Here is a 26,619-nt window from a genome sequence, read left to right on the forward strand (position 1 = left end):
CGAGGTTCACGGGGACCGCCGGGTGGATGCGCGGAGTCCGTGGTACCAGCCGAGCACCCGCCGCTCGACCAGCCGGAAGACGACGGAGAGAAGGAAACCGAGCAGCCCGAGGACCAGGATCCCGGTCCACATGTCCGGGATGGCGAAGCTGCGTTGGAACTGGACGATGGTGAAGCCGATGCCGTTGCTGGCCGCGACCATCTCGCTGATGACCATCAGGATGATGCCGATTGACAGCGCCTGGCGCAGGCCCGCGAAGATCTGCGGGCTCGCCGAGCGCAGGACCAGGTTCCGCAGCCGCGCCACGCCCGTGATGCCGTACGAACGGGCCGTCTCCAGCATCACCGAGTCGACCGCGCGTACCCCCTCGACCGTGTTGAGCAGGATCGGCCAGACGCAGCCGCTCGCGATCACCACGATCTTCATCGAGTCGCCGATGCCCGCGAACAGCGTGATGATCGGGACCAGCACGGGTGGCGGGACCGCGCGCAGGAACTCCAGGACCGGCTCGCACACCGCCCGCACCCGCCGGTAGGAGCCGATCACGGTGCCGAGTACGACGCCGCCCACGGCCGCCAGCGCGTAACCCGCCGCGAGGCGCAGGATGCTGGGCAGTACGTCGGTGCGCAGCCGGTCGGCCGTCCAGACGTCGGGGAAGGTCTTGGCGATCGTCCGCAGCGGCGGCCAGAACGGGTCCGTGCTGCCGTTCGACGCGGCCCACCACCCGGCGACCAGCACCACGGGCAGCGCCACCACGAAGAACAACCGGAGCAGGACGCGCCTCACACCGCCACCTCCCCGCGCACCGACTGGTGCCAGGCCAGGGCCCGCCGCTCCACGGCACGCGCGCCGACGTTGATGATCAGCCCCAGCAGACCGGTGACCACGACCAGCGCGTACATCTCCGGCACCGCCTGCGAGGTCTGCGCGACCGCGATCTGCTGGCCCAACCCCGGTGCCCCGATGACGAGTTCGGCCGTGATGGCGAGGATCAGCGCGACCGCCGCGGCGAGCCGCACGCCGGTCATGACATACGGCAGCGCGGTCGGCCACAGCACATGGCGGACGCGGGCCCAGGTGCCCAGGCCGTACGACCGTGCCGTCTCCTCGGCGACCGGGTCGACGTCCTGGACGCCGTACAGGGTCTGGATGAGCACCTGCCAGAAGGACGCGTACACGACGAGCAGCAGCACCGACTTGAGTTCGGTGCCGTACAGCAGCACGGCGAGGGGGATCAGCGCGACCGACGGGATCGGGCGGAGGAACTCGATCGTCGAGGCCGTCGCCTCGCGCAGGTACGGCACGATCGAGACCAGCACGCCCACGACGACACCCGCGCCGACCGCGATCGCCAGACCGATCGCCCAGCCGGTGAGGGTGTCGCCGAGCGCCGACCAGAAGCCGCCGTCGGAGAGCTCGTCCCACAGCGCGGAGGCGATACGGCTGGTCGGCGGGAAATAGGCCTCCTTGACGAGGCCGAGCCGCGGCACCGCCTCGCCCAGGGCGAGGAAGGCCGCGAGCCCGGCCGCGCCCAGCGCGGCGTTCGTAACCCTCACGGCAGCAGCGCGTCCAGGTCGGGCGACTTCTTGAAGAAGCCGTACTGCTCGCCCAGCTTCGCCTGCGTCTCGATCGAGGCGCGGTTCGCCTCGGCCGGCCACTTGGGCAGGGTGACCTTGGCCAGCACCGCCGCGGGGACCTGGGTGTACGTGGTGACGATCTGGCGGACCTCGTCCGGGTGGGCGTCCGCGTAGGCGAGCGACTCGGCGGTGGCCGTCTGGAACTTCTTCACGATCTCGGGGTTCTTCTGCGCGTACGCAGTCGACGTGAAGTACATGGCGACGGTGAGGTTCGCCGCCATGTCGACCAGCGGCGAGGCGATCTCGCGGGCGCCCTGCTCCTTCATGGTGGTCAGTGCGGGCTCGACGGCCATGGCCGCGTCGACCTGCCCCTTGTCGAGCGCGGCGGGCATCTGGTCGAAGGGGAGCTCGACGAACTTCACCTTGTCCGGGTCACCGCCCGCCTTCGTCACCGACTCCCGCACCACCAACTCGTTGATGTTCTTGAGGGTGTTGACGGCGACCTTCTTGCCCTCGAGGTCCTTCATCGTCTTGATCGGGCTGTCCTTCTTGACCACGGCGGCCCCGAAGTCCTTGCCCTGCACGCCCGTTGAGGCGACGCCGTTGGATATCGCCTTCAGGGAGACGCCGTTGGACTGGGCGACCATCAGGGAGAACACGTTGGAGAACCCGAACTGGTACTGGCCCGAGGCCACCGCGGGCACGATGGCGGCCCCGCCGGAAGCGAGCGTCGGCGACAGTTTCAGGCCCTGCTTCGCGTAGAAGCCCTTCTTCTCACCGAGATAGAGAGGCGCTACGTCGACGATGGGGATCAGCCCCACCTTGACGGTGGTGGTGCCCCCGGACGACGTGCTCCCGCTGGGCGAACCGCCGCCCGACGAGCCACAGGCCGTCGCGACGAGCAGGAAGGCGCCGGTGGTGAGACCGGCGATCAGACGGCGCATGGCTCCTCCTGTGCAGAGAACGGTGCAGCGGTGTTCCGACAGGTTGTGCGCAAGGCGCACAGTAGTGCGCGGACTTGCTCAGCGGGAAGGTAGAAGCCGCAATCGAGTCCGGTCAATGGGTTCGCCGACAACATTGTTGACACTTTTGGAGGCGGGATGCCAGCGGGAGCCCGTGCACCACACTTCGTGAGGTCCTTCGAGCGCGGTCTCGCCGTCATCCGCTCCTTCGACGCCGAGCATCCCGCCCGCACCCTGAGTGAGGTCGCCGACAGCTGCGACCTGACCCGCGCCGCCGCCCGCCGACTCCTGCTCACCCTCGTCGACCTGGGCTACGTCCACCAGGAGGGGCGCCAATTCCGGCTCACGCCAAGGGTGTTGGAGCTCGGCTACTCCTACCTCTCCAGCGTCACCCTGCCGCAGATCGCCGAACCGCATCTGGAGCGACTCGTCGCCCAGGTCAAGGAGTCCTCGTCACTCTGTGTCCTGGACGGCGACGACATCGTGTACGTCGCCCGGGTCCCGACCCGCCGCATCATGTCCGCGACCATCACGGTGGGCACCCGCTTCCCGGCACACGTCACCTCGGTGGGCCGGGTCGTCCTCGCCCATCTGCCGGACGAGGAGATAGACGCCCGGCTCGCGCGCACACAGCTGCGCCCCCTGACCGAGTTCACCATCGTGTCGGCGCGCGAACTCCGCGCCGAACTGCGCCGGGTGCGCGGCCAGGGGTACGCGGTCGTCGACCAGGAGCTGGAGGAGGGGCTCCGGTCGATCGCCGCCCCGGTGCGGGACCGGAGCGGCGAAGTGGTCGCGGCCGTGAACATCGCCGTGCCGGCCGGTCGCAACACCGTCGAGTCGATACGGCGGGACCTGTTGCCGCCGCTGCTCGCGACGGTCGCCCGGATCGACGCCGACCTCGGGATCACAGGTCCAGCACGAGCCGCTTCCCACGGCAGCGGGACACACAGATCATCATCGTCTCCCCGCTCTCCCGCTCCGCGTCCGTGAGCACCGAGTCCCGGTGCTCCGGCGTCCCTTCGAGGACGTCGGTCTCGCAGGTGCCGCAGGTCCCCTCGGTGCAGGAGAACAGCACCTCGACACCGGCGGCACGCACGGCGTCGAGCACGGAGACGTCCGGCGCGACCGTCACGGTGCGGCCGCTCTGCGCCAGCTCGACGTCGAACTCACTGTTCTCGCCCGCCTCTTGGGCCTTCGGCGCGAACCGCTCCACATGCAGCCGGTCGGCCGGGCAGAGCTCCTCGACCGCGTCGAGGAGCGGGCCGGGACCACAGCAGTAGACGAGCGTCCCCTCGGGCAGGCCGTCCAGCACGGAGGTGAGGTCCAGCAGACCCGTCTCGTCCTGCGGGGCGACGGTCACCCGGTCGCCGTACCGCCCCAACTCCTCGGTGAACGCGATGGAGTTGCGAGTGCGACCGCCGTACAACAGCGTCCACTCCGCGCCCGCCGCCTCCGCCGCGGCCAGCATCGGCATGATCGGTGTGATGCCGATGCCGCCCGCGATGAAGCGGTAGCCCGGTGCGGGCTCCAGGCGGAAGTGGTTGCGCGGGCCGCGCACCCGCACCTTGCCGCCCTGCCCCAACTGCTCGTGCACATGGGCGGACCCGCCGCGTCCGGACGGCTCCCGCAGCACGGCGATGCGCCAGGCCGAACGGTCCGCGGGGTCGCCGCACAGCGAGTACTGGCGCTCCAGCTCAGGGCCGAGCAGCACGTCGACATGGGCGCCCGGCTCCCAGGCCGGCAGCTTCTCGCCCAGCGGGTGGCGCAGGGTGAGGGCGAGCACGCCGTCGGCCGCGAACTCCCTGTGGCCGACGACGAGTTCGGCTTCGTACACGTCGCTCATGAATCGCTACCTCGCGGTTCGTGACCCTGTGGTCGGTGTCCTTCGGGGTGGCCGAGCATCCACTCCCACATCTCGATCGGGTCCTGGGCGGCGTGCTCGGCACCGCAGTGGCAGGTGCCGTGCAGGACGTCGGTGCCCGGCAGCCAGTCGATCCGGTAGATCTCCCCGGTGGGGCTGTTGCTCACAGGACCTTCTCCACGGGCTTGTCGCCCTCCTCGACCAGCCGGGCGAGGATACGGCGGGCGGCCAGGCCGCCGGTGTCGATGTTGATGCTCAGCTCCTGGTAGCCCGCGCGTTCCGAACCCAGCGTCCGCTGAAGGAGGTTGAGCGCGTCGACGTCCTGCATGACGACGGTGTGGTTGTTGGCCCGCAGGAACTCGGTGACCTCGTCGTCCTCCGTCGCCCAGTCGCGCGAGACGGCCCAGAAGTCGTACACCTTGCCGTCGGCGGACGGCGTGATCGCGTACGTGATCTCGGTGTGGAAGGCGTTCGGGTCGCTGCCGTCGGCCTCCGGGAGCACGCCCACCGGCGCGATCCGGCTGTGCAGCAGATACAGGCACGGGGCGTGGTACTCGATGTCCTGCCAGCGGGTGATCCGGCCCTCGATGCCGGTCGACCTGGCGTAGAACGGCGGGCATTCGGCGTCGTCCATGTGCCGGCTGACCCGCACGATGCCCGCGCCCTCGTCGACCTCGGTGGTGATCGGCGTCTCGGCGACCTCGGGGGTGCCGATGTAACCGCCGTGCAGATAGGTCTCGTGGGAGAGGTCGAGGAGGTTGTCGACGAGGAGGCCGTAGTCGGCGTCGATGGGCTCCATGCCGCGGACGGTGGTCCAGCCGGGGGAGTCGAGGTGCCGGGCCCGCGGGATGGTGTCCGCGTCCGCGAGCGCCGGGTCGCCGATCCACACCCACACCAGGGAGTCCAGCTCGACCACGGGGTAGGAGGCGACCCGGGCGGTCCGCGGTATGCGCTTCTGACCGGGCACGTACACGCAGGTGCCCGAGGTGTCGTAGGTGAACCCGTGGTACCCGCACACCAGGCGGTCGCCGTCCAGCCGGCTGGGCTTCTCGTGCAGCGGGAACCGGCGGTGCACACAACGGTCGGCGAGCGCGACGGGCGACCCGTCCTCCTCCGTCCGGTAGAAGACGAGGGGTTCACCAAGGACCGTCCGGCCGAGCAACTCCTCGCGCCCCACCTCGTGGCTGTAGGCGGCGACGTACCACTGGTTCCTGGCGAATGCGGTGATGTGCGGCATGGCAGTTCCCGTCCCTGTCGGCGGGGCGTCGTCGCCCCGCGTGCCGTGGTTGAAATCAGGGTCGTGAAGCCTGCGTCGGCTCGGCAAGACGGCTTCTGCCAGGCGGAAGAACTTCTGTAAAGGGGCTGGTCAGAGGCTGGTCAGAGCCCTGTTCTATCAGCCCCTAGTCGCCAGAGTGGAGCGCCGGGTGGTGCTGCTGTGCGGTTCGTGCCCGGGGGAGCCGAAGGTGGCGCCGACGATGATCCTCGCCCCGCTCAGCGACGACGATGTCGCCGTCGCTGCCGGAGACTACGGTTTGGATACCGATGCCTTCTGCGCCGTGTTGCGCGAGCGGGGCCTGACGCAATTGTCCAAGCCCCCCGTCACCCTCCTGCAACTGCTCGAATACCACCGGGTCAACGGGACTCTGCCCGCCACTGCGGCAGAGGCCTGCCAACAGGCCTTACTGCTCTTGTGTTCCGAGACGCGGCGCCCGGCCGATATCCGTGACCTCGAGGCGGCACTGAAGGCTGCAGCCCGGCACGTACTGACGACCTCGTACGTCCGCTACCGTCCCGACCTCGAACAGCCCTTTCCGAACGAGGACGAACTGGTCCGCCAGGTCGTCGCGGCCATGGGCAAGGCCAACCAGCAGGTCGCCGACAAACACCGCCACGGCCTGCGCGACGCCCACGCCAAGAGCCACGGCGTCCTCGCGGGTGAGCTGCGCGTCCAGCCCGACCTCCCCGCCCACCTCGCCCAGGGCCTCTTCGCCGAACCGGCCACCTATCCGGTGATCGTCCGCTTCTCCTCCGCCCCCGGCGACCTGCGCTCCGACCAGGTGCCCGTCCAGCGCGGCCTCGCGATGAAGGTGATCGGCGCTCCCGGGCCCCGCGCCCTCGACGACGGCTTCACCACGCAGGACTTCCTCCTCGTCAACCACCCCACCCTGCCCTTCGGCAACATCGCCGAGTACGCCAAACTCCAGGACCTGCTGGAGAAACAGCCCCGCCAGAGCGACCAGCAGCTCCAGCTCACCGGTGCGGCAGCACGCGTCGCCGCCAAGGCACTCACCCGCGTCGGACGTCCGCTACCGCCCGCCGTCGAGACCCTGGCCGCCGCCAACGACCACATCCTCGGTGAGACCTTCCACTCCATGGCCGCGCTGCGCTACGGCGACCACGTCGTCAAGATGTCCGCCGCCCCCCGCTCGGCGAACGTCAAGGCCCTGACCGGCAGCCACGTCGACAGGAAGGCCGGAGAATCGGCCCTGCGCGACCTCGTCATCGACTTCTTCGCGCACAACAGCGCCGAGTACGACATCCGCGCCCAGCTGTGCACGGACGTCGACCGGATGCCGGTGGAGGACGCCTCGGTCCTGTGGCCCGAGGAACTGTCACCCCACCGCACCGTGGCCGTGCTGCACCTGCCCGCCCAGGACGCCTACAGCGACGCCCGCCGCCGCTACGCCGACGACGTCCTCTCCTTCAGCCCCTGGCACGCCCTGGAGGCTCACCGCCCGCTCGGCTCGATCATGCGCTCGCGTCGCGCCGCGTACCCCGCCTCCAGCGACTTTCGCCACGGTTTCAACGGCATCGAGCCGCAGGAGCCGTCCGACGTCAAGGAGCTTCCCGCCTGAACAGGCCCCGACCGATCCCGGATGCGGCCGCGGATCGGTCGGGGCCCGCGTGCCAGAATGGAGAGGTCCGTTCCCCGTCCTGGCTTGTCGAGGTCCTTCCGTGTCCCAGCCCGTCGGCCGTGTGCCCCAGCGACGCAACGCACGGTCCAACCGGGCACGCATCCTGGCCACCGCACGCCAGGAGCTCGGCCGGAATCCCGACATCACCCTGGAGGAGATCGCCCGCGCCTCCGGTGTCGTACGGCGCACTCTGTTCGGGCACTTCCCCGGACGGGCGGCACTCCTGGACGCGCTGGCCGAGGAGGCCGCCGAGGCGCTCCAAGCCGCCGTGGCGGTCGAAGAGGAGGCGTCGGAACCGGCCGATCGGGCGCTCGCGCAGTTCTCGTTGTCGCTCTGGCCCGTGGGCGACCGGTACCGCATGCTCCTGGCGCTGGCCCGGCGGGACCTCGGCATGGACCGGGTCGCCGGGATCCTGGAGCCCGCCCGGGTCCGGGTCACGGCCATCGTCGAGCGGGGGCAGCGGGACGGCGTCTTCCACTCCCACCTGCCGGCCCCGGTGCTGAGCGCCGGCCTGGAGGCGATGACGGTCGCCCTGCTGGAAGAGGTCAACTCCGGGGCTCTGGAGGACGACGGCACCCGGGTGGCCCTCACCACGCTCATCGCGGCCGGTGTGCCGGAGAAGCGGGCGCGGGCCGTCGTCGACGAGGTGACCCGCGCCGAGAGCTGAGGCCGCCCACGCGCAGTCCGACGTGACCCCGGTGCGAAGGCGCCGGGGTCTTTCGGTGTCCGCCCCCACTTCATTAGTTACCCCGAGGTGTGCAATTATCTTGCGCATGAACTTCGGCGGACCAGACGATCTGGCCTACTCCCACCCCGCGCCGGTGGCGGTCCTCGGCGGCCGGTACGAACTGCGCCTGCTGCTCGGCTCCGGAGGCATGGCCGAGGTGCATCTCGCGCACGACCTCCGACTCGACCGCGGCGTGGCGGTGAAGACGCTGCGCACCGACCTCGCCCACGATCCGGCACTCCAGGAGCGGTTCCGGCGGGAGGCGCAGTCCACCGCCTCGCTCAACCACCCGGCCATCGCCGCCGTCTACGACACGGGTGAACACCTGGCATACGGGGCGCAGTTGCCGTACCTGGTGATGGAGTACGTCGACGGCACGACCCTGCGCGACGCCCTGTACTCCGGGCCGCCGCTGACCGTCGAACGCGCCCTGCAGATGACGGCCGGAGTCCTGGAGGCGCTCGCCCATTCCCACCAGCACGGCATCGTGCACCGGGACATCAAGCCGGCCAACGTCATGGTCACCTGGTCCGGTCAGGTCAAGGTCATGGACTTCGGCATCGCCCGTGACGCGCGGGACGTCGGCATGACCCAGACCTCCATCGTGATCGGCACCGCGCAGTACCTCTCCCCGGAGCAGGCGCTGGGGCAGGACATCGACGCCCGCTCCGACCTGTACTCGGTGGGCTGCCTGCTGTACGAACTGCTCACCCTCCGCACGCCGTTCACCGGTGACTCGCCGATGGCGGTGATGTACCAGCACGTCCAGGAGGAGCCGCGGCCGCCGAGCCTCTACAACCCCGAGGTCGGTCCGCAGGTCGACACGGTCGTCCTGCGGGCGCTGACCAAGGACCGCGCGTATCGCTACCGGTCCGCGGAGGAGATGCTCGCCGACGTCGAGGCGTGCCTAGGGACGCGGGACGTCCTGGATGAGGTGTCCGACGGCGGCTACGAGGACCTCGACGGCGGAGACAGGGAAGAGAGCGGCCGTCGTAGAGGGCATGTCGTGCTGATCGCCGCGGGCGTCGCGGTCGTCGTCGTGGCGCTCGTGCTCGGTTGGTTCATGTTCGGGCGCGGTACGGCCGACGACGGCAAGGCGGACGTACCCGATCTCGTGGGGCAGACCCTGCCGGAGGCCAGGAGCACGGCGGACAACGTCGGACTCACCCTCACCGTCACCAAGAACGAACCCTGCGCGGACCAGCCCAAGGGCCACGTCTGCGCGCAGACCCCGCTGGACGGCAGGCTCGACAAGGGGGACGCGGTCTCGGTCACCGTCTCCACCGGTGCTCCGAAGGTCGAGGTGCCGGACGTCACGGACAAGGACGAGGACGACGCGTCCCGGATCCTGGAGGACAAGGGCTTCAAGGTGAAGCTCCGGCACAAGGTGTCCACCGAAGACGCCGGAACCGTCCTGAGACAGGACCCCGCTGGCGGCGAGAGCGTCGAGAAGGGCACCGAGATCACCCTCACGGTGGCCAAGGAGGCCGAGAAGGCCACGGTGCCCGACCTCACCGGCAGCACTGTGAGCGAGGCCCGCAAGCTGCTCGCGGAGCACGGTCTCGAACTGGGTGACACGACCGAGGTGGAGAGCGACGCCGAGGCCGGGACCGTCATCGAACAGAGCGCCACCGCGGGACAGGAGGTCGAGCCCGGTACCTCGGTCGACGTCCAGGTCGCCAAGTCGGTGCAGACCGTGCAGATCCCGACGGACATCGTCGGCAAGACGCTTGACGAGGTCCAGAACGAGCTGGGCGGCCTCGGCCTGCAGGTGACCGTCGCCTCCGGGGACTCCCAGGCCTCCGACGCCGTGGTCACGTCGAGCACCCCGCAGGCCGGGAGCGAGGTCGAGGCGGGCAGCACTGTGGTCGTCGTCACCCAGGAGGCCCAGGACACATCGTCGGACGACGGGACACCGGCCGACGACACGGCGACGACACCGGCGTCGGCGACCGGCGGCCAGTGAGACGTCACTCAGTCGATGACTGGACCCGGGGTGCCAACCCTCAGGAGTCGTCCCGGGGGAACTTGTGGTCCCTGCCGCAGCGCAGTGTGATGTCCCCGCTCGTCTTGTCGAACTTGTCGAACTTGTCGAACTTGTGGAACAGGAACAGCTCCCGTGCGTCGCAGTCCTCGCAGACCTCGACCCTCGCGACGGGCCACAACGGCAGCGGCCGCGAGGAAGAGGGGCCTTCCACGTAGATGGGGTCCGGGTCGAGGGTGTCGGGGAATGAGCGCTCGAAGGGCTCCCAGTCAGGATGGCTTCCTTGGAGACGCCGCCCGATCAGGGTGAATCCGCCGTTGCCGGCATACGCACAGGTGTCGACCAGCGGCTGCAGAGCGTCGACCTCCCGCTCCAGTTTGTGTTCCGGCTGCACTCTGCTGGCGTGGCTGGAGTCGTTTCGCATCCCGCGCAGTTCACGCAGCGTTCCGAGCACCCCGCCCGGGTCCAGGGCTCCTTCCAGTTCCGGCAGTTCGGGAATGAGACCAGCCTTGACCAGCGCTTCGATCTGTTTCTCCCATGTTCCGAAGGTTGCGCCGCCCGTGAGGGATCTGTTCCTGCGAAGAGTGTCGACGTAGCCCGGGTCCCGGTGGATCTGGACCGCGACGGCAAGCACCCCGACACAGCGAGCCACGCCTTCCGCGAGTTTCAGGAGAGCGTCCTTGCGGCGGGCCAGCGTCGTGGCGATGCGGTACTGCCGGGCCAGTGCCGCCACGTGGTACGGGTAGGTCCACTCGGCCCGTCGGACCGGGTCCCCGAGCGGCTGGACAAGCTCTTCTATGATGCGTGCCTCGTATGCGGAGGCCTTGGCGGCACGGCGCATCTCGCCGAGACCGGCCTGCAGGCCTTGGAACATGTTCGGCAGAATCCTCGAGGTCGTGACGGCGAGCGCCGCCTTGCCGTGATCGAGGTCGTCCAGATGCGCGTTGAACTCAGGGTCCTTGATGAGCTCGACGGGCACGGGCGAGTTCATGGACACGCGCGAGTAAGGGCCGTCCTCCTCGCTCGCCCGAGTCCGCATCCATTCGCACAGAGCCCGCCCGTGGTTGCCGATCGGGCGCAGCACGGTCAGACCGGTCACGGCTTCTCCGAACTCCACTGGTAGCAGACGCCAGTTGCCCGCGAGTCCCACCACGTCACCGCCGGTACAGACGGCCAGCGGTTGCCCTGGCCGGGGAGTCTCCGTTGAGTTCCGCCGAGGTCGCCACCGTCTGGAGTTCTCTGCCGCTCAGAAGAGGTAGGCCCGTGGCCCGCCTGCCGGCTGAGCCGGTTCCCACGCGCCGTGCCACCGTGGACAGCGGCCCGAAGCCCGTACCGGGCCCACCGGACAGGAAGGGGGCCTGGGGCAACGCGTAGCCGATCTCGACGCCGATCTGGTCGCGCAACAGGTCCGGGTACTCAGGCGCGATCTCCCGCTCGATGAACTCGCCCACGTCCTGCCCCACGGGTACCCGCACCTTGTGCCGCAGCTCGGGATCCGGCAGCGGACGCCCCCGCGCGTCCTTCTGGAGCTCACCGTCCGGAGCCGACACGGCCACTGCGTGTCTTACTCGGCGCGACAACCCGCGCGGGAGTTCCACCGACAGACCCTCGTTCTTCAGCGCCGTGGACAAGGCGCCCTCGAACGTGTCCCAGGTGCTCCAGTTCTGCCCTTTCAGCGCGCGGAGAGCACCCACCAGGGCATCCATTCCTGCGAAACGTGCCGGCGCTGACCAGGACGCGGCATCGGTGACGGTATCGGCGGTCACCCCGAAGTACTGCCGCAGGGGCTGCTCGACCGTAACCTCCTGGTAGCCGAAGTCATCGACGTCGAGCAGCAACACCCCGTCCTTACCGTCGACTTCTTGCCTCTCCCTCGAGCTACCGGTGTATGCGGCCTCGTAGCACTCGGCGAGGTGGTCTATGTGCTGGTCGCTCAGGTAGTGCCGTTTACGGCCCAGCATCCCGCGCAGGGTCGCGAAGTGCCCCCGGGCATCCAACGCAAGCACTTTGCCCCGCAGTTGGGGCGGCTTGCGGTTGGACAACAGCCACAGACACGCGGGCAAACCGGTGTTGATGAAGAGGTACGTGGGCAGGGCGACCACACCCTCCAGCAGGTCGTTCTGCAAGAGCCACGTACCGTCACTTGTGCGGGGCAGTCCCGCCCCGAAGCGGCCGGCATGGCCCAACTCCTCTGCCTCGCGCTTGACTACGTCGCGCGCTTGCCGCCAATCAAGGGCCCATGGAAGATGCAACAGCAGGTAGTCGAACGTCTTGCCTGGGTACCGGTCGTTGCTGAGGACGTTCCCGGACAGGATGCCCGTCGGGTCCGCGCCTTCCATCAGGCGGGCAGAACGGGCGATCGCATAACTCGCCGGGTTGTCTTCCTGGCCGAAGGCCGTCACCTCAGGGGGATTGTCCAGGCCACGCAGGAAGTCCTCGACGGCGGTGAACATGCCTCCAGTGCCGCAGCACGGGTCATAGACGGTGATCGGCGGGCCCGCCCCGTCCAGCGTCGCTGCATCTGGGCCAAGCAGCAGTCTGATGGCCAGCGTGGTCACGTCCCGGGGGCTCGTGTGGTCGCCCGATATCTCCGGCACCACATCGATGAGACGCCAAACCAACTCCTCGTACGCCCACCCCATCTCCTGGTCGGAGACGACATCAGGGCTCAGATCGAGCTCGGCGAACCGGGACACCACGCGACGCAGCACCCGCGCGCTTGCCAATTGCCTTACCGAGGTGGCGAATTCGAAGGAGTCCAGTACTTCGACGGCCTCCGCGGAGAGCACCTGAACAAAGTGCCCCAATGCCTCGGCGAGCAGCGACTCCGCATCCGATGACGTCTCGTCAACCGTCGCGAGCAATGCGCCGAGGCCGTCCCGAGTGTCCGGAGCGCCGCCGGCTCCGTCCGATCCGGCCGTCGCTGCTTCTGCGGAAGTGGCCGCGAGACCGTTTTCCCACGAGCGGCTGTCGCCCTCTGCCGCAGGGCCGACTCATGCCGGCGCAGGCAGTCCATCCGGCGCAGCAGGGTGAACGGGAGGATTATGTTGCCGTAATGACTGGCCGGCATGCTGCCCCGCAGTAGATCCGCCACAGCCCAGCCGGCATCCACCAGCGCCCGGCTTTCGACCCCAGTCACTTGCCCTCCCCGGCCCGGCCGCCACCCACCGGTCGGGCACCGGTCATCGTCTCACCCGGTGATCAGGCGTGATGGTGATCGGTGTGTCCGGGACGGTGTCGGCGTCCTCGGTGCGGACGACGAAAAAAGGGGACGGTGCCGGGTGTCCCCTCCCGGCACCGTCCGGGGCCGTGCGCCGCTCAAGGCACGGCCCGTCCTGGGGGTGGAGGAGGCTGGAATCGGGGTTCCGGCCTCCGGTGTGCGGGGCTCAGGCGCCCACGGTCTCGGTCTGCTCCGCGGTCGTCTCGGCCGCTGCTTCCTGACCGGGCTTCGTGGTGTGCTTGCGGCTGGGCAGGACGGCGATGACGATCAGGGTTCCGGCGGCCATGATGATGCCGCCGACGAGGCTGGTGTGGGCGATGGCGTGGGCGAAGGATTCGTGCACCGCTCCCAGCAGGGTCTGGGCCTGTTCGGCGCCGCCCTGGGGGTTCTTGGCGACCTGCTCGGCGACCGCCACGCCGCCGCCGACCGAGTCCTTGGCGGTGTCCAGCGCGGCGGCCGGGAGGTGTCCGCCGACCATGTCGGTGAGCTTGTCCTTGTAGGACGTGGCCAGCAGGGAGCCGAGGATCGCGATGCCCAGGGCGCAGCCGAGTTCCAGCGCGGTGTCGTTGGCGCCGCCGCCGACGCCCAGCTCGTCCTCCGGGAAGGAGCCCATGATGGTGTCGGTGGCCGGCGACAGACTCAGGCCGATCGCGAAGCCGAGCAGCAGTAGGGGCGCCAGGAAGTCGGTGTAAGTGGAGCCCGACTCGATCTGTGTGAGCAGGAAGACGCCCGCCGTGCCGATCACCATGCCGGTGCCGACCACCAGCTTCACGCCCAGCTTCGGAGCCAGCTTGGCGGTGACCGCGGCGCCGACGAAGACCGCGCCGGCCAGGGGCAGCAGGCGGATGCCGGTCTCCAGGGCGTCGTAGCCGAGGACGAACTGCAGGAACTGGGTGGAGTAGTAGATCGAGCCGAAGGTGCCGAAGAAGAAGAACAGCACCGCGAGCATCGAACCGCTGAAGGGGCGCTCGGTGAACTTGCGGACATCCAGCATCGGGTTCGGGTGCTTCAACTCCCAGGCCACGAAGGCCAGCAGGCCCACGCCCGCGACCACGGCGGCGGTGATCGGGCCGACGCCCCAGCCGAAGTGCGGGCCCTCGATGGTCGCGTAGACCAGGGAGCCGACCGACACGATCGACAGCAGGCCGCCGACGTAGTCGATCCGGCCCATGCCCTCCGCCTTCGACGGCGGGACCAGCAGCAGTGCGCCGACGACGCCGAGGACGGCGACGGGGACGTTCATCAGGAAGGTCGAGCCCCAGGCGTGGTTCTCCAGCAGCCAGCCCGCGGCCAGCGGCCCGGCGGCGATGGCCAGGCCGGAGGTGGCGGACCAGGCGGTGATCGCCTTGGCGCGCTCGGCGCGCGGGAAGATGGCGACCAGCAGCGAGAGCGTGGCCGGCATGACGACGGCGGCACCGACACCCATGATCGCGCGGGCCGTGATGACCAGGCTCGTCCCGTCGACCAGGCCGCCCATCACCGAACCGCCGATGAAGATCAGCAGACCCAGAACCAGGGCGCCGCGACGGCTGTACTTGTCGCCTATCGCGCCGAGCACGAGCATCAGCGCGGCGTACGGGACGGTGTAGCCGTCGATGACCCACTGCAGGTCACTGCTGCTCAGGCCCAGGTCCTTCGTCATGTCGGGGGCGGCCACGATCAGTGACGTGTTCGCCATGACGACGATCAGCAGGCTCAGGCACAGGACCAGCAGGGCCCACCAGCGTCGCGGATAGGGCTCGGTCATCTTCTCGACGGGTGTCTTCACAAAGAGCGGCATCGTCAGGCTCCTCGGCAGGAGGTGAAGCGGTGGCTTCGGGGTGCGGATCGATGGGAGTGGCACAGGCGAGGCCAAGAGGAGGCCTGACGCCAGGGCAGTTAATTGCCCGCCGATGTGCAGACTAGTTTATTGCCCGTCGATGTGCAAATATCGAGTCGCCCTCCCTCGTCGACCGGAGGTCCGACATGACCCACGCACCCGTCACGGCCACCTCGGAACGCAGCCGAACCCTGCTCACGCGGGCCCGCATCCTCGAAGCGGCCCGGCAGGAACTCGGCCGCGATCCCGACAGCAGCCTCGGCGACATCGCCGAGGCGGCAGGAGTGGTGCGCCGTACGGTCTACGGCCACTTCAACGGCAGAGCCGCGCTCGTGGAGGGGCTGGTGGAGGACGCCGCACAGGCGCTGCGACAGGCGCTCGCGACCCCGCGGGCTCCCGCGGCGAACGCCGTCATGGAACTGGCCCGCTTCGTCCTCGCCGTGTGGCCCGTCGGCGACCGCTACCGCATCCTGCTCCGCCTCGCCCCCCAGGACCTCGGGCCCGAACGAGTCGCCGAACTCCTCGCCCCCGCACGCGACATGGCGGAGGCGATCATCGGCCGGGGGCAGCGGCAGGGGGTCTTCCAGACCGTCGTTCCGCCGGCCGTGCTGACCCGGGCGCTGGAGGGGCACCTCCTGGGGCTTCTGGACTGCGTGAACGGCGGTGCCTGGAGCGACGACGGCACCGGCACCGCGACCGCCGCCCTGATCGCGATGGGCGTGGACGCCGACCGCGCCGCCTCCTGCGTCCGCAAGCCGGCCCTCGTCCAGGGCGACGGCGCTTAGCCGCCCTTACCGAAACACCACCCGAAGAGGAGAACCATGTACCAGCCCCACCTCGACGAGGAGTACGTCGGCGAGCCCTACTACGGCGACGGCTCCGTGTATGTGAGCCCCCCGACCCGGACCAGGCGGCGCCTGATCATCGTCGCCGCGTCCCTGGCGGCATTGCTGGTCGGCGCCGTCGCGGTCGACCGGATCGCCGCGGCCCGTGCGGAGAGCCGTACGGCCAAGGCCTTCCAGGACGGCATGGGAACCGCCGATCGGCCATCGGTGCACGTCAGCGGCTTTCCCGTGCTGACCCAGCTGGCCGAGGGCCGTCTGGACCACGTCGACCTCACCGCCCACGACATACCCGCGAACGGCACGACCCGGCCCCTGCCGGTGACGAGGCTGACGGTCGGGATGGACGGGCTGAAGACCTCGGGGAGCGCCGACGAGGCGCACGCCGGCAAGGTCGAGGCGACGGCGTTCCTGTCCTACACAGACGTGTCGAGCGCGCTCGGCGTGGAGGTCTCGCAGGGCGACGAGCGGGGCCGGGTCAACGCGACCGCCAGCCTGCCGCTCGTCGGCGACGTGACCGTGAGCGCGGCCGTCTCGGCGGCGAGCGGCAACCGCATCGCCTTCACGGACGTCCGCGCCGAGCAGGGTGAACTGCTGCCTCCGCTCAAGTCGCTGATCGACAAGGCTCTGGACGAGCCCATTCCGCTGCAGAACGTTCCCACGGGACTCCATCTGCGGTCGGTCACCACGACGGAGAACGGGATCGACGCCCGCTTCACCGGCCGCTCGGTCACCTTCCGCCCGGACTCGTCGTCGAGCGCGTAGGGGCGGGGCAGGGCGGGGCGGTCAGTCGAGGTCGGGGAGGGGGCGCCGGGCGACGTCGTGAGCCTCGTCCGGTGTCAGGCCGAGCATGCGCAGAACCATCTCGGCGAGGTTCACCGCGGCCTCGTCTCCGTCCACCTCGGGGCGGGCGAATCGCAGCTCCACCAGGGACAGCAGGGTTCCGCCCAGTGCCGACAGGGCGACCACCGGGTCGAGGGTGGTGAATCGGCCGGAGGCGATGCCGACCTGGAGATCGCGCAGCGCCCGGCGGGCCAGTCCGTTGTCCGAGTGGATGTGCCCCAGGCCCCGGCGGCGCAGGACCTGCATCAGCTCCGGGTGGGAATCGGCCATCCGGGCACTGAGCCGGAAGCCGGCCGCGACCAGTTCCGCCGGGTCGTCGATCCCGGCCAGGCGCTCGTCGAAGTTCTGGCCGAACTCCTCCAGCGCGTCCACCACCGCCGCCTCGAACAACTCCGCCTTGGAGTCGAAGTGGTTGTAGAAGGAGCCGAATCCCACGTCCGCGCGCTCGGCGATCGCCTGGATGCTGGCGCTGGTGTCACCGCTCTCGGCGAGTATCTGCCGGGCCGCGCGCACAAGAGCCCGGCGGGTTTCCGCGCGACGACGCTCGAACCGGTTGCTGGGCGGGGCCGACGTAGACATGCGCAGAGTGTAACCGGACGGACGATGACGGTCGCAGTGCTGATGAATTCATCATTTCCTGCCGCGAACATCTTGACGACGGAACTGTCACAGTTGATGATTTCCTCATTACGGCAATGTTGCTCGGAGGGCACCATGTCTGAAACCCGCGTCAACGGGGCCGACGTCATCACGGCCCACCAAGACCTCCACGGCGAGCAAGGCGCCCTGCGCGGCGAACACCCCGGCCGCTCCCGGAACCCCGTCATCAAGGTCGCCGACCTGGCCTGGCTGGAGTTCGAGAAGCCCGACCTGGACCGCGCGGAGGTCTTCGCCCGCGACTTCGGGTTCGGGATCGCCGCCCGCACCGAGCGGGAGCTGTGGCTGCGCGGCACCTTCGCCGGCTCGCCCTGCATGGTGATCCGCAAGGGGCGTACATCCCGCTTCATCGGCCCCGCGTTCCGGGCCACCGAGCGGGCCGACCTCGACCGGCTGGCCCGGGCGACGGGCCGGGACGTACGGGATGCCGACGTACCCGGCGGCGGCAAGGTGGTCGACCTGCTCGATCCCTCGGGCTTCCCGGTGCGGGTCGTGCACTGCGGCGAGCAGCTTCCCGAGCTGCCGGAACAGCAGCCGCTGCTCCTCAACTTCGGCACGGATCACCGCCGTACGAACGCAACCCAGCGTCCACCGCGCGAGCCGTCCCGTATCCAGCGGCTGGGCCATGTGGTCCTGGAGACCCGCGTGTTCGGCCGGGCCCTGGACTGGTATCTGGACACCCTCGGGATGATCGTGTCGGACTTCCTGTTCCTCGACGGGCAGCGCGGCCGCGGCCCGACGATGGCGTTCATCCGCTGCGACCTGGGCGGCGTGCCGGCCGACCACCACACCTTGGCCATGCACCTGGGGCCGGGCACGGGTTACGTCCACTCGGCCTACCAGGTCACCGACCTGGACTCGATCGCCGCCGGTGGTGAGTACCTCAAGGAGCGCGGCTACAAGCGCAGTTGGGGCATCGGTCGGCACATCCAGGGCAGCCAGCTCTTCGACTACTGGCGCGATCCCGACCACTTCATGCTGGAGCACTTCGCCGACGGCGACCTGTTCTCCTGCGACGTCGAGCCCGGCTGGGCGCCCATGTCGACCAGCGGCCTGGCCCAGTGGGGCCCGCCCGCCACCCGCGACTTCCTCGGCGCGAGCCCCTCCCCGCAACGGGTCCGCGATGTCATCGAGGCCCTGCGCGGCGACAACGAGATGGACCCGGCGCGACTCTTCGGTCTGCTGAAGGCCGCGAACTCCTGACCCGCACCTCTGAAGAAGGCACCGAGATGAGTACCAACGTCCTGCGTACCGCCGACGGTTGGTGGGTGGTGCGCGACGCGCGCGCCGTCCGCGTCGAGACCAAGGCCGTCACCACCGCCGAGCTGCTGGCCGACCGGGCCGCCGTACGGGAGGCCGCCGCCTCCGGCGAAGCGGGCACGCCCGTCGCCGACCTGGTCGCGCTCTCGCCGGTCACCACGCCCTGCCGGGTCGTCGCCCAGATGGTCAACTACCGCAGTCACGCCCGCGATTCCGGCTTCAAGGGCGACATCCCGCCCGCCTTCTTCCGCAAGGCGTCCGGCTCGGTCAGCGGCCCCGGGGAGGCCGTCGTGCGCCCCGCCCACGTGAGGTTCCTCGACTACGAGATCGAACTCGGGCTCGTCATGGGCGCGCCCCTGCCCGTCGGCACCGTGGTCGAGGAGCGGGACCTGCCGGCGTACGTCGCCGGACTGGTGATCACCAACGACGTCAGCGCCCGCGAGGTACAGCTGACCAAGACCCAGTTCTACGAGAGCAAGTCGTACCCCACTTTCACGCCCACCGGCCCGCACCTCACGCTGCTGGACCCGGAGGACTTCGCCCATCTCCTCGACCTGCGGCTGAAGTTGAGCGTCAACGGCGAGCTGCGCCAGGACCGCACCCTCGCCGACATGATCGTCCGCCCGGCCCAGGCGCTCACCCTGCTGGCCCGCTTCCAGACCCTCGACGCCGGCGACCTGCTGCTCACCGGCACCCCCGGCGGCACGGCGCTGAAGGCCCCGCCCAAGGCGGTGGAGAAGATCGGCGCGCTGCTGCCGCCCGCGGTGAAGTGGAACGCCTTCTTCAAGAGCCAGGCGAAGAACCCGCACTACCTGCACACCGGGGACGTGATCACGGCGACGATCGCGACCCCGGACGGCCGGATCGACCTCGGCGAGCAGCGCACGCCCGTCGCTGACGCGAACTGACACCCGAGGTGAGCCGCACATGAACGTCGACGAAGCCGCACGTGTGCCCGTCGTGATCGTCGGGGCCGGACCGGTGGGCGTGACCGCCGCCCTCCTGCTGGCCCGGCACGGCGTCCGCAGCGTCGTCCTCGAACGCCACCGGGACGTCTACCCCCTCCCGCGCGCAGTCGCCAACGACGACGAGATCCACCGGATCCTCCAGGCCGCCGGCGTCGGCGAGGAGTTCACCGCGATCTCCCGCCCGGCGGGCGGGCTGCGGCTCCTCGACGCCCGGCATCGGGTGATGGCCGAGTTCCGGCGCTCCCGGCAAGGCCATCACGGCTATCCGCAGTCCAGCATGTTCGACCAGCCCGAGCTGGAGCAGGTGCTGCGCGCCGAGCTGGCCCGGCACCCCGAATGCGAACTGCGCGGTGGCGTGGAGGTCACCGCGGTCGGCCCGGACACCACCGGCCCCGTCCGGGTGACCTACCGCGACGACACCGGCGAGCACGAGCTGTGGGCCGAGGCGGTCCTCGGCTGCGACGGCGCCAACAGCCTCACCCGCGAAGCCATCGGGGGTGTCTGGGAGGACCTGCACTTCGAGGAGAAGTGGACGGTCATAGACGCCGAGACGACGGGCCCGGTCCGCTGCTGGGAGGGCGTCGACCAGGTCTGCGACCCGCAGCGGCCGGGAACCTTCATGCGGGTGAACGAGACCCGCTACCGCTGGGAGTTCCGGCAGTGGGAAGGCCAGGAGACGGTCCGCGAGCTGATCGCCCCGTGGCTGCCCCCGTCGTACGACGGGGACTTCGAGGTCGTCCGTGAGACGCAGTACACCTTCCGGGCACGCGTCGCCGACCGCTGGCGCAGCGGACGGGTCTTCCTGCTCGGCGACGCGGCCCACCTCACCCCGCCGTTCGTCGGACAGGGGCTGTGCTCGGGGCTGCGGGATGCCCGCAACCTCGCCTGGAAGCTCGCGCGGGTCCTCCAACAGGGCGGCGAGGAAGGGCTGTTGGACACCTACGAGAGCGAACGCCGACCGCACGCCCGGCACGTGGTCCGGCTCGCGGTCGCGATGGGCTGGGCCATGACCGGCGGCCAGGACGGCGCCGCCGCGCTCCGCCGCAGGGCGCTGGCCGCCGCCTGCCGGATACCCGGCCTGGCCGAACGGGCCGGCCGCGACCTCAGCCCGCCCCTGACCGCCGGACCGCTGGTGCGGCGCGGTGTCCGACGCGGCCTGGCGGGCACGCACTGTCCACAACCGTGGGTGAGCGTCGGCGGACGGCGCACCCGTCTCGACGAGGTGCTCGGCGACTCCTTCGCCGTCCTGACCGCCGCCGACCCCGGCCCCTCGCTGACCGCGCTCTTCCGTGGTCTCGGCGTACAGGCGATTCCGGTGACCGACCTCGGCGACGACGGCACCCTCGCCGCCTGGCTGAGCGCCGGGCGCGCGGACGCGGTCCTGCTGCGGCCCGACCGGATCGTGATGGACGTCGTCCCCTCGGGCGGCCGGGACTTCACGTCGACCCCCGCGTGGGCGTCCCTGCTGCACACCACACGAAGCCCTGTTCCGTCCGAACAGGCCCCCTCGAAAAGCCTGTTGAGGAGTACGACGTGACGAGCACGCCCTTCTTCACTCCCGACCCGGAGACGGCGGCCGCCAGTCGCATCGCGGAGTTCGCCCGACGCCAGGGCATCGACCCCGACGACTACGCCGCCCTGCACCGCTGGTCGACCACCGACCTGGAGGGCTTCTGGGGCGCGGTGTGGGACTACTTCGCCATCGACTCCGACACCCCGTACGAACAGGTACTGGCCGAGGAACGAATGCCCGGCGCCCGCTGGTTCTCCGGCGCCGCCCTCAACTACACCCACCACGCCCTGCGCAAGGTCCGGGACGACGACGTGGCGATCATCGCCCTCGACGAGACCGGCTCCGGGTACGGGGTGACCGGCGAGCGGCTGCGCGCCCAAGTCGCTTCCGTCGCTGCGACCCTGCGCGACCTGGGCGTCGGCCAGGGCGACCGGGTGGTGGGCTACCTCCCCAACACTCCGCACGCGATCGTCTCCTTCCTGGCCGCCGCGAGCCTGGGCGCCGTCTGGTCGGTGTGCGGACAGGACTACGCGCCCAAGGCCGCCGCGGACCGCTTCGCCCAGCTCGAACCCACCGTCCTGATCGCCGCCGACGGCTACCTCTTCAACGGCACCACCCACGACCGCCGCGACGCTGTGCTCGAACTCGCCCGCGCGCTCCCGACGTTGAAGGCGACCCTGCTGGTGGACCACGTTGGCCTGCCCTGGCCGTCGCAGCCGTACCCGTCGCTGGTCGTCCCCTGGGAGGACGCCTCGACCCGAACCGAGGAACTCGCCTGCACACCCGTGCCGTTCGACCACCCCCTGTGGGTCGTCTTCTCCTCCGGCACCACCGGTCTGCCCAAGGGCATCGTCCACGGCCACGGCGGCGTCCTGCTGGAGCACCTCAAGACCCTGGGCCTGCACTCCGATCTCGGCCCGGGTGACCGCCTGCTCTGGTACACCACCACCCACTGGATGATGTGGAACCTGGTCGCCTCCACCCTCCTGACCGGCGCCACGACATGCACCTACGACGGCAGCCCGGCCCCCTTCGCCAAACTCGACATGCTGTGGGAACTGGCTGCGCGCCACCGGGTCACCGTCTTCGGCACCAGCCCCCAATACCTCCTGGGCATGGCCAAGTTCGGCATCGACCCCTCCGCGCACGACCTCTCGTCGATCCGTGTCGTCGGCTGCACCGGCTCCGCCCTGCCTGCCTCCGCCTACCCGTGGGTCCGCGACCACGTGGGCGAGGGGGTGCTGCTGGCGTCGATCAGTGGCGGCACCGACATCGTCTCGGGCTTCGCGGGCAGTGCCCCGAACACCCCGGTCTGGGCAGGGGAGCTGTCCGCACCACACCTGGGCGTGGCGCTGGCCGCGTACGACACCGAGGGCATGCCGGTCGTCGACCAGGTGGGCGAACTGGTCGTCACCCGCCCGATGCCCTCCATGCCGCTGTACTTCTGGAACGACCCCGCGGGCACCCGCTACCGGGACGCCTACTTCTCCTCTTATGCGGGTGTCTGGCGGCACGGCGACTGGATCACGGTCACGGGCCATGGCTCGGTGATCGTCCACGGGCGCTCCGACAGCACGTTGAACCGCAACGGCGTACGGCTGGGCAGCGCCGACATCCACGACGTCGTCGAACGCCTCCCCGAGATCGCCGAGGCCCTGGTCATCGGCGCCGAGGAGCCGGACGGCGGCTACTGGATGCCGCTGTTCGTGGTCCCCGCCGCCGGTGTGACCCTGGACGACGCCCTGCGCGAGACGATCAAGGACGCCATCCGTGCCGGTGCCTCACCTCGTCACGTCCCCGACGAGGTCATCGAAGTGCCGGGCATCCCGCACACCCGTACCGGCAAGAAGCTGGAGATCCCGGTCAAGCGGCTGCTCCAGGGCGCTCCGGTCGAGCAGGTCGTGAATCCGGCGGTGGTGGACGCTCCCGACCTCATCGACCTCTTCGCCCGCCTGGGCGCCGAGCGCCGCAAGGGCAGGGTCGGCGGATGACGACCGTGCTCGCCGCCGTCATGTCCCTGGTCTTCCTCCCGCTGGGCCTGGCGAAGATCGCCGCGGTGCCGTTCATGCGCCAGGCGGCGGCCCACCTCGATATGTCCGTCGGCTTCTACCGCGTCGTCGGCGCGCTGGAGGTGGCCGGGGCCGCCGGGCTGCTCCTCGGGCTGACCTGGACGCCGCTGGGCGTGGCCGCCGCCACGGGCCTCGCCCTGCTCATGGCCGGAGCGGCCGTGGCCCACCTGCGCCACGGCGACCCGCCCGCTCGCGCGGTCCCGGCTGCCGTACTGGCCCTGATCACTGTGGCACACGCGGCGACGGCGGTGGCCGCCGGCTGACGTGTCTCCTTGTACGGGCCGGGCGTGGGCAGCCCCTGTGAGGGTGGCGGGTGCCCTTCCCCCGGTTCCCCGCGGGCCGCCACGCACACCGGCCTCCCCCTCCCTTCCGGGCCGGGGCGGCCCGCGACGACGTCCGGGGCCTGCGAGGTGACTGGCTCGACAGGCCCCGGACGTGCCGAGTGCTCCGCTGGAGACGCCGCGATGTGCCGTCGTCCGTCGCGGCGGTAGCCGCACGTCCGACACAGCCCCGCGCCCGGCTCGCTTCAGTCGCGCCGCGCGACCTCGGCGGGTGTCTCGTCCCGCTGTGTCGCCGGTGCGGGCAGATCGCGTCCTTCGATGTCCACGTTCGGCAGGATCCTCTGTAGCCGACGGGGCAGCCACCAGCCGGCCCGGCCCACCCACATGAGCACCGCGGGCACGAACGTCATGCGGATGAGGAAGGCGTCGACCAGAACCCCGAAGGCCAGGGCGAAGGCGATCGGCTTCACGATCGCGTCCTGCATCGTGACGAACCCGGCGAAGACCGCCACCATGATCAGCGCGGCGGCCGTGACCACGCGAAACGCCAGGGGCGAGCCCTTCAGGACGGCCCGGCGTGCGTCACCGCCGTGGGCGTACTCCTCGTGGATGCTGGAGACGACGAACACCGCGTAGTCCATGGCGAGTCCGAAGAGCACGGCCATGAGGATGATCGGCAGGAAGGACACGACCGGCCCGGGCCGGTCCGTGCGACGTCGATGACGTCCGCGGCCCAGCCCCATTGGAAGACCGCGACCACGGCGCCGAAGGAGGCCGCGACGGAGAGCAGGAAGCCGACCGTCGCTTTGACCGGGACCACGAGGGAACGGAAGACGACCAGCAGGATCAGCAGGCACAGGCTCACGACCACGATCGCGAAGGTCAGCAGCGAGTCGCTGAGTTTCCGGGACACGTCGACGTTGACGGCGGTCTGGCCGGTGACCTGGAACGAGATCCCGGTGTCGGAGCGGATCGAGGATTCTTTGTCCCGCAGCGCCTTGACGAGGTCGCTGGTGGCCTCGTCCCCGGAGTTGGTGGTCGGAATCGCGGACAGCAGCGCGTACTCGGAGTCGAGCTGCTGGGCCGCCGTGGCAAGGGCGACGCGTCGGTGTCGGCCAGGTCCTGGCGCACGGTGCTGAGCTCGGCGGTCAGCTCCTTGGCGGAGGTCGCTTTGGCGTCGCTGGTCTTCATGAGGATCAGCAGTGGGCCGTTGAGGCCGGGGCCGAACTCCTCGGTGATCGTGTCGTAGGTCTTGCGCTGGGTGGTGGACTTCGCGGCGCTGCCGTTGTCGGGCAGTGCGAGCTGGGGGTCGCGGGCAGGCCAGGCGACGACCAGGAGTCCCGCGGTGACGAGGACGACGGTGAGGGCGGGTACGCGAGTCACCGCCCGCACCCACCGGGCGCCGAGCGTCTGCTTCGGCTCGGCCGGGTCGCCGCGCCCGGGCGTCGTCTTCTTCGGCCTGGGCCTGAGCCGGTCTCCCGCGAAGCCCAGCAGCGCGGGGAGCAGGGTGAGAGCGACGAGCGCGGCGATGGCCACACCGCCCGCGCCGGCCAGTCCCATCGCGGTCAGGAAGGGGATGCCCACGACGCAGAGCCCGACCATCGCGATGATCACGGTGAGCGCCGCAAAGGCGACCGCGCTGCCCGAGGTGCCGATCGCGCGGGCCGGCGATTCGTCGGTGGCCATGCCGGCCTTGAGCTGGTCCCTGTGGCGGGACAGGATGAACAGGGTGTAGTCGATGCCGACCGCGAGGCCCAGCATGATCGTGAGGGTCAGCGCCGTGGAGGAGATCGCGGTCAGGTGGCTCACCAAGAGGAGTCCACCGGCGCCGATTGCCACGCCGATGACGGCGGTGAGCACCGGCATCCCGGCCGCGAGCAGCGAGCCGAACGTGATCACCAGGATGATCAGGGCGATGACGACACCGACGATCTCCTTGGCGCTGACGTCAACGCCGGTGCTGTTGTAGGCCTGACCGCCAACCGACACCGTGAGTCCGGCCTGCTCGGCCCGGCGGATTGTGTCCTCAAGAGCGTCCAGAGAACCGTCTTTGAGCTCGGCGTTGGAGGCGGAGTACTGGACCTGGGCGAGGGCGGCACGGCCGTCCTTGGAAACGGCCTGGGTCTGGGAGGGTGAGAGAACCGCGCTCACCTGCGGGGCGTCGGCGGCCTCCTTGAGGGTCGCGGCGATCCCCGCCTGATACTTCCGCGCGGTGATCTTCTGCCCCTCGGGGGCGGTGAAGACGATCTGGGCGCTGGTGCCGCCGGCCGCCGGATACACCCGGCCGAGGGTGTCGAGAGCCTGTTGGGACTCCGAGCCCGGGATCGTGAACGTGTCGTCCGTGTCCTCGCCGGCGACCGCGAGGCCTGCCACCACCGCGGCGATCACCACGGCCCAGCACGCGAGGACGAGTCCGCGGCGGTGGAAGGCGAGCTTCCCCAGACGGTATGAGGGAACCGTGTGCGGCGCGGTACTCGATCACATGCGCGTGGCGGCCGCGTAGACGAGGCGTGCGTGCAGTTCGAACATGGCCACGAGGTCGACGGCGTCGCCGTTGATCTCCCGGTGGACGAACAGGCCGTCGGCGCCGGCGACGGCGTAGGTGGTGAGGGTGCGTACGGCGGCCTCGTCGAGGTCCGGGAACAGTGTGCGCATGACCTCGGTGATCTTCTGGCTCGCGATGTCGCGGACCTGGAGGAACACGGTCCGGCCCCGGGGTTCGGTGGGGCGGCGTTCCAGGGCGAGCATGAGGCCGAGGCGCAGGAAGTCCGGCGCGTCGACCAGCGACTTCGCCACGTTCGCCGCCATGGCCGTGACCCGTTCCAGAGGCGTTCCTGCCTCCTTCCCCGGGAGCTCGACGGCTGCGAGCCAGGTCTCGAAGCTGCGCTCGATGACCGCGGCGATCAGGTCGTCCTTGTCCTTGAAGTGCCAGTAGATCGAGCTGGCGGGCAGCCCGCACTTGGCGCTGACCGCCGCGATCGACGTGCCCTCGTACCCGCGCTCGCCCGCGATCTCCACCGTGGCGTCGAGGATCCGCAGCCGCGACTCCAGCCCGTTCGCACGCTTCTTGCGCGCGGTCTGCGACTTGGTCATGAGGGTGCCCTTCCTGTCGCGCCGGCCC

Annotated in this window: 24 protein-coding genes and 2 pseudogenes; 11 read left to right on the forward strand and 15 right to left on the reverse strand. The window is 70.1% G+C overall.

Annotated features, from left to right (window positions below; translation table 11 throughout):
• Window positions 1–6 precede the first annotated feature (6 nt).
• The 3 genes from ACQEWB_RS41730 to ACQEWB_RS41740 are packed head-to-tail and all read right to left on the reverse strand — an operon-like array spanning window position 7 to window position 2,521.
• A complete protein-coding gene (locus tag ACQEWB_RS41730; protein ID WP_432840714.1) occupies window positions 7–786 on the reverse strand; it encodes an ABC transporter permease in 780 nt (259 codons plus the stop codon).
• Window positions 783–1,556, reverse strand: coding sequence for an ABC transporter permease (locus tag ACQEWB_RS41735; protein WP_432840716.1), 774 nt, complete (start codon window positions 1,554–1,556; stop codon window positions 783–785). Before ACQEWB_RS41735 ends, ACQEWB_RS41730 begins: the two co-directional genes overlap by 4 nt.
• Complete coding sequence (locus tag ACQEWB_RS41740) at window positions 1,553–2,521, reverse strand: ABC transporter substrate-binding protein (RefSeq protein ID WP_432840718.1); 969 nt, start codon at window positions 2,519–2,521, stop codon at window positions 1,553–1,555. The genes ACQEWB_RS41735 and ACQEWB_RS41740 overlap by 4 nt, the downstream gene beginning before the upstream one ends.
• A gap of 156 nt (window positions 2,522–2,677) precedes the next feature.
• Between ACQEWB_RS41740 and ACQEWB_RS41745 the strand changes: the two genes are divergently transcribed.
• Window positions 2,678–3,529 carry an IclR family transcriptional regulator domain-containing protein gene (locus tag ACQEWB_RS41745; RefSeq protein WP_432840720.1) on the forward strand — a complete coding sequence of 284 codons (852 nt, stop codon included), beginning with the start codon at window positions 2,678–2,680 and terminating at the stop codon, window positions 3,527–3,529.
• Here ACQEWB_RS41745 and ACQEWB_RS41750 read toward each other — a convergent pair.
• Genes ACQEWB_RS41750 through ACQEWB_RS41760 form a run of 3 tightly spaced genes read right to left on the reverse strand, consistent with a single transcriptional unit; the run spans window position 3,444 to window position 5,637 of the window.
• On the reverse strand, window positions 3,444–4,382 hold the full coding sequence (locus tag ACQEWB_RS41750; RefSeq protein WP_432840722.1) for a PDR/VanB family oxidoreductase: 939 nt from the start codon (window positions 4,380–4,382) through the stop codon (window positions 3,444–3,446). The two genes, ACQEWB_RS41745 and ACQEWB_RS41750, sit on opposite strands and share 86 nt — an antisense overlap.
• On the reverse strand, window positions 4,379–4,567 hold the full coding sequence (locus ACQEWB_RS41755) for a hypothetical protein (protein ID WP_432840724.1): 189 nt from the start codon (window positions 4,565–4,567) through the stop codon (window positions 4,379–4,381). Before ACQEWB_RS41755 ends, ACQEWB_RS41750 begins: the two co-directional genes overlap by 4 nt.
• Window positions 4,564–5,637 carry a Rieske 2Fe-2S domain-containing protein gene (locus ACQEWB_RS41760; RefSeq protein WP_432840726.1) on the reverse strand — a complete coding sequence of 358 codons (1,074 nt, stop codon included), beginning with the start codon at window positions 5,635–5,637 and terminating at the stop codon, window positions 4,564–4,566. The genes ACQEWB_RS41755 and ACQEWB_RS41760 overlap by 4 nt, the downstream gene beginning before the upstream one ends.
• A gap of 226 nt (window positions 5,638–5,863) precedes the next feature.
• Here ACQEWB_RS41760 and ACQEWB_RS41765 point away from each other — a divergent pair, with 226 nt between their 5' ends.
• The 3 genes from ACQEWB_RS41765 (at window position 5,864) to ACQEWB_RS41775 (ending at window position 10,008) form a co-directional block, all read left to right on the forward strand.
• Entirely contained in the window at window positions 5,864–7,255 is a 1,392-nt protein-coding gene (locus ACQEWB_RS41765) for a catalase family protein (protein ID WP_432840728.1), read from the forward strand.
• A 100-nt stretch (window positions 7,256–7,355) separates the two neighbouring features.
• Window positions 7,356–7,982 carry a TetR family transcriptional regulator gene (locus ACQEWB_RS41770; protein ID WP_432840730.1) on the forward strand — a complete coding sequence of 209 codons (627 nt, stop codon included), beginning with the start codon at window positions 7,356–7,358 and terminating at the stop codon, window positions 7,980–7,982.
• Window positions 7,983–8,088: 106 nt separating this feature from the next.
• A complete protein-coding gene (locus tag ACQEWB_RS41775) occupies window positions 8,089–10,008 on the forward strand; it encodes a PASTA domain-containing protein (RefSeq protein ID WP_432840732.1) in 1,920 nt (639 codons plus the stop codon).
• A 40-nt stretch (window positions 10,009–10,048) separates the two neighbouring features.
• On the opposite strand, the gene ACQEWB_RS41780 is transcribed toward ACQEWB_RS41775, so the two are convergent.
• The 4 genes and pseudogenes from ACQEWB_RS41780 to ACQEWB_RS41795 all read right to left on the reverse strand — a co-directional run bounded on the left by ACQEWB_RS41780 (window position 10,049) and on the right by ACQEWB_RS41795 (window position 15,026).
• The gene (locus ACQEWB_RS41780; protein WP_432840734.1) at window positions 10,049–11,125 is read right to left on the reverse strand and encodes a hypothetical protein; all 1,077 of its coding nucleotides are present in this window, start codon (window positions 11,123–11,125) and stop codon (window positions 10,049–10,051) included.
• Window positions 11,126–11,180: 55 nt separating this feature from the next.
• Window positions 11,181–12,890, reverse strand: coding sequence for an HsdM family class I SAM-dependent methyltransferase (locus ACQEWB_RS41785; RefSeq protein WP_432840736.1), 1,710 nt, complete (start codon window positions 12,888–12,890; stop codon window positions 11,181–11,183).
• A gap of 119 nt (window positions 12,891–13,009) precedes the next feature.
• Window positions 13,010–13,165: pseudogene (locus tag ACQEWB_RS41790) on the reverse strand (type I restriction-modification system subunit M N-terminal domain-containing protein); the annotation flags it as partial.
• Between the two features lie 247 nt (window positions 13,166–13,412).
• Complete coding sequence (locus ACQEWB_RS41795) at window positions 13,413–15,026, reverse strand: MFS transporter (RefSeq protein ID WP_432840738.1); 1,614 nt, start codon at window positions 15,024–15,026, stop codon at window positions 13,413–13,415.
• A gap of 185 nt (window positions 15,027–15,211) precedes the next feature.
• Here ACQEWB_RS41795 and ACQEWB_RS41800 point away from each other — a divergent pair, with 185 nt between their 5' ends.
• Together ACQEWB_RS41800 and ACQEWB_RS41805 are read left to right on the forward strand one after the other, a co-directional pair.
• Window positions 15,212–15,850: a TetR/AcrR family transcriptional regulator gene (locus tag ACQEWB_RS41800; protein ID WP_432840740.1), complete on the forward strand. Its 639-nt coding sequence runs from the start codon at window positions 15,212–15,214 to the stop codon at window positions 15,848–15,850.
• A gap of 36 nt (window positions 15,851–15,886) precedes the next feature.
• Complete coding sequence (locus tag ACQEWB_RS41805; RefSeq protein ID WP_432840742.1) at window positions 15,887–16,672, forward strand: LmeA family phospholipid-binding protein; 786 nt, start codon at window positions 15,887–15,889, stop codon at window positions 16,670–16,672.
• Between the two features lie 21 nt (window positions 16,673–16,693).
• Here ACQEWB_RS41805 and ACQEWB_RS41810 read toward each other — a convergent pair whose 3' ends face one another.
• Window positions 16,694–17,329, reverse strand: coding sequence for a TetR/AcrR family transcriptional regulator (locus ACQEWB_RS41810; protein ID WP_432840744.1), 636 nt, complete (start codon window positions 17,327–17,329; stop codon window positions 16,694–16,696).
• A gap of 135 nt (window positions 17,330–17,464) precedes the next feature.
• Here ACQEWB_RS41810 and ACQEWB_RS41815 point away from each other — a divergent pair, with 135 nt between their 5' ends.
• Genes ACQEWB_RS41815 through ACQEWB_RS41835 form a run of 5 tightly spaced genes read left to right on the forward strand, consistent with a single transcriptional unit; the run spans window position 17,465 to window position 23,480 of the window.
• Window positions 17,465–18,610, forward strand: coding sequence for a VOC family protein (locus tag ACQEWB_RS41815; RefSeq protein WP_432840746.1), 1,146 nt, complete (start codon window positions 17,465–17,467; stop codon window positions 18,608–18,610).
• A 26-nt stretch (window positions 18,611–18,636) separates the two neighbouring features.
• Window positions 18,637–19,575, forward strand: a complete 939-nt coding sequence (locus ACQEWB_RS41820; RefSeq protein WP_432840748.1) for a fumarylacetoacetate hydrolase family protein — start codon at window positions 18,637–18,639, stop codon at window positions 19,573–19,575.
• 19 nt (window positions 19,576–19,594) lie between these two features.
• Complete coding sequence (locus ACQEWB_RS41825) at window positions 19,595–21,172, forward strand: bifunctional 3-(3-hydroxy-phenyl)propionate/3-hydroxycinnamic acid hydroxylase (RefSeq protein WP_432840750.1); 1,578 nt, start codon at window positions 19,595–19,597, stop codon at window positions 21,170–21,172.
• Complete coding sequence (locus ACQEWB_RS41830) at window positions 21,169–23,139, forward strand: acetoacetate--CoA ligase (protein WP_432840752.1); 1,971 nt, start codon at window positions 21,169–21,171, stop codon at window positions 23,137–23,139. Before ACQEWB_RS41825 ends, ACQEWB_RS41830 begins: the two co-directional genes overlap by 4 nt.
• Window positions 23,136–23,480, forward strand: a complete 345-nt coding sequence (locus tag ACQEWB_RS41835; protein ID WP_432840754.1) for a DoxX family protein — start codon at window positions 23,136–23,138, stop codon at window positions 23,478–23,480. The genes ACQEWB_RS41830 and ACQEWB_RS41835 overlap by 4 nt, the downstream gene beginning before the upstream one ends.
• A gap of 263 nt (window positions 23,481–23,743) precedes the next feature.
• On the opposite strand, the gene ACQEWB_RS41840 is transcribed toward ACQEWB_RS41835, so the two are convergent.
• The 4 genes and pseudogenes from ACQEWB_RS41840 to ACQEWB_RS41855 all read right to left on the reverse strand — a co-directional run bounded on the left by ACQEWB_RS41840 (window position 23,744) and on the right by ACQEWB_RS41855 (window position 26,591).
• Window positions 23,744–24,178 (reverse strand): MMPL family transporter, encoded by a 435-nt coding sequence (locus tag ACQEWB_RS41840; RefSeq protein ID WP_432844287.1) that lies wholly within the window; start codon window positions 24,176–24,178, stop codon window positions 23,744–23,746.
• On the reverse strand, window positions 24,061–24,894 hold the full coding sequence (locus tag ACQEWB_RS41845) for an MMPL family transporter (RefSeq protein WP_432844289.1): 834 nt from the start codon (window positions 24,892–24,894) through the stop codon (window positions 24,061–24,063). Before ACQEWB_RS41845 ends, ACQEWB_RS41840 begins: the two co-directional genes overlap by 118 nt.
• 29 nt (window positions 24,895–24,923) lie before the next feature.
• Window positions 24,924–25,889, reverse strand: a pseudogene (locus ACQEWB_RS41850) (MMPL family transporter); the annotation flags it as partial.
• Between the two features lie 87 nt (window positions 25,890–25,976).
• Window positions 25,977–26,591, reverse strand: a complete 615-nt coding sequence (locus ACQEWB_RS41855) for a TetR/AcrR family transcriptional regulator (RefSeq protein WP_432840756.1) — start codon at window positions 26,589–26,591, stop codon at window positions 25,977–25,979.
• Window positions 26,592–26,619: the final 28 nt, after the last annotated feature.

The sequence above is a fragment of the Streptomyces sp. CA-249302 genome (assembly GCF_050936785.1).
In the GTDB taxonomy this organism is placed as follows: domain Bacteria; phylum Actinomycetota; class Actinomycetes; order Streptomycetales; family Streptomycetaceae; genus Streptomyces.

Bases quoted from the DNA above. Each gene is read 5' to 3' on its own strand.
- ACQEWB_RS41740 (WP_432840718.1), bottom strand. From the start codon at position 2,521: ATGCGCCGTCTGATCGCCGGTCTCACCACCGGCGCCTTCCTGCTCGTC.
- ACQEWB_RS41745 (WP_432840720.1), top strand. From the start codon at position 2,678: ATGCCAGCGGGAGCCCGTGCACCACACTTCGTGAGGTCCTTCGAGCGC.
- ACQEWB_RS41750 (WP_432840722.1), bottom strand. From the start codon at position 4,382: ATGAGCGACGTGTACGAAGCCGAACTCGTCGTCGGCCACAGGGAGTTC.
- ACQEWB_RS41760 (WP_432840726.1), bottom strand. From the start codon at position 5,637: ATGCCGCACATCACCGCATTCGCCAGGAACCAGTGGTACGTCGCCGCC.
- ACQEWB_RS41775 (WP_432840732.1), top strand. From the start codon at position 8,089: ATGAACTTCGGCGGACCAGACGATCTGGCCTACTCCCACCCCGCGCCG.
- ACQEWB_RS41795 (WP_432840738.1), bottom strand. From the start codon at position 15,026: ATGCCGCTCTTTGTGAAGACACCCGTCGAGAAGATGACCGAGCCCTAT.
- ACQEWB_RS41800 (WP_432840740.1), top strand. From the start codon at position 15,212: ATGACCCACGCACCCGTCACGGCCACCTCGGAACGCAGCCGAACCCTG.
- ACQEWB_RS41805 (WP_432840742.1), top strand. From the start codon at position 15,887: ATGTACCAGCCCCACCTCGACGAGGAGTACGTCGGCGAGCCCTACTAC.
- ACQEWB_RS41810 (WP_432840744.1), bottom strand. From the start codon at position 17,329: ATGTCTACGTCGGCCCCGCCCAGCAACCGGTTCGAGCGTCGTCGCGCG.
- ACQEWB_RS41815 (WP_432840746.1), top strand. From the start codon at position 17,465: ATGTCTGAAACCCGCGTCAACGGGGCCGACGTCATCACGGCCCACCAA.
- ACQEWB_RS41820 (WP_432840748.1), top strand. From the start codon at position 18,637: ATGAGTACCAACGTCCTGCGTACCGCCGACGGTTGGTGGGTGGTGCGC.
- ACQEWB_RS41825 (WP_432840750.1), top strand. From the start codon at position 19,595: ATGAACGTCGACGAAGCCGCACGTGTGCCCGTCGTGATCGTCGGGGCC.
- ACQEWB_RS41835 (WP_432840754.1), top strand. From the start codon at position 23,136: ATGACGACCGTGCTCGCCGCCGTCATGTCCCTGGTCTTCCTCCCGCTG.
- ACQEWB_RS41855 (WP_432840756.1), bottom strand. From the start codon at position 26,591: ATGACCAAGTCGCAGACCGCGCGCAAGAAGCGTGCGAACGGGCTGGAG.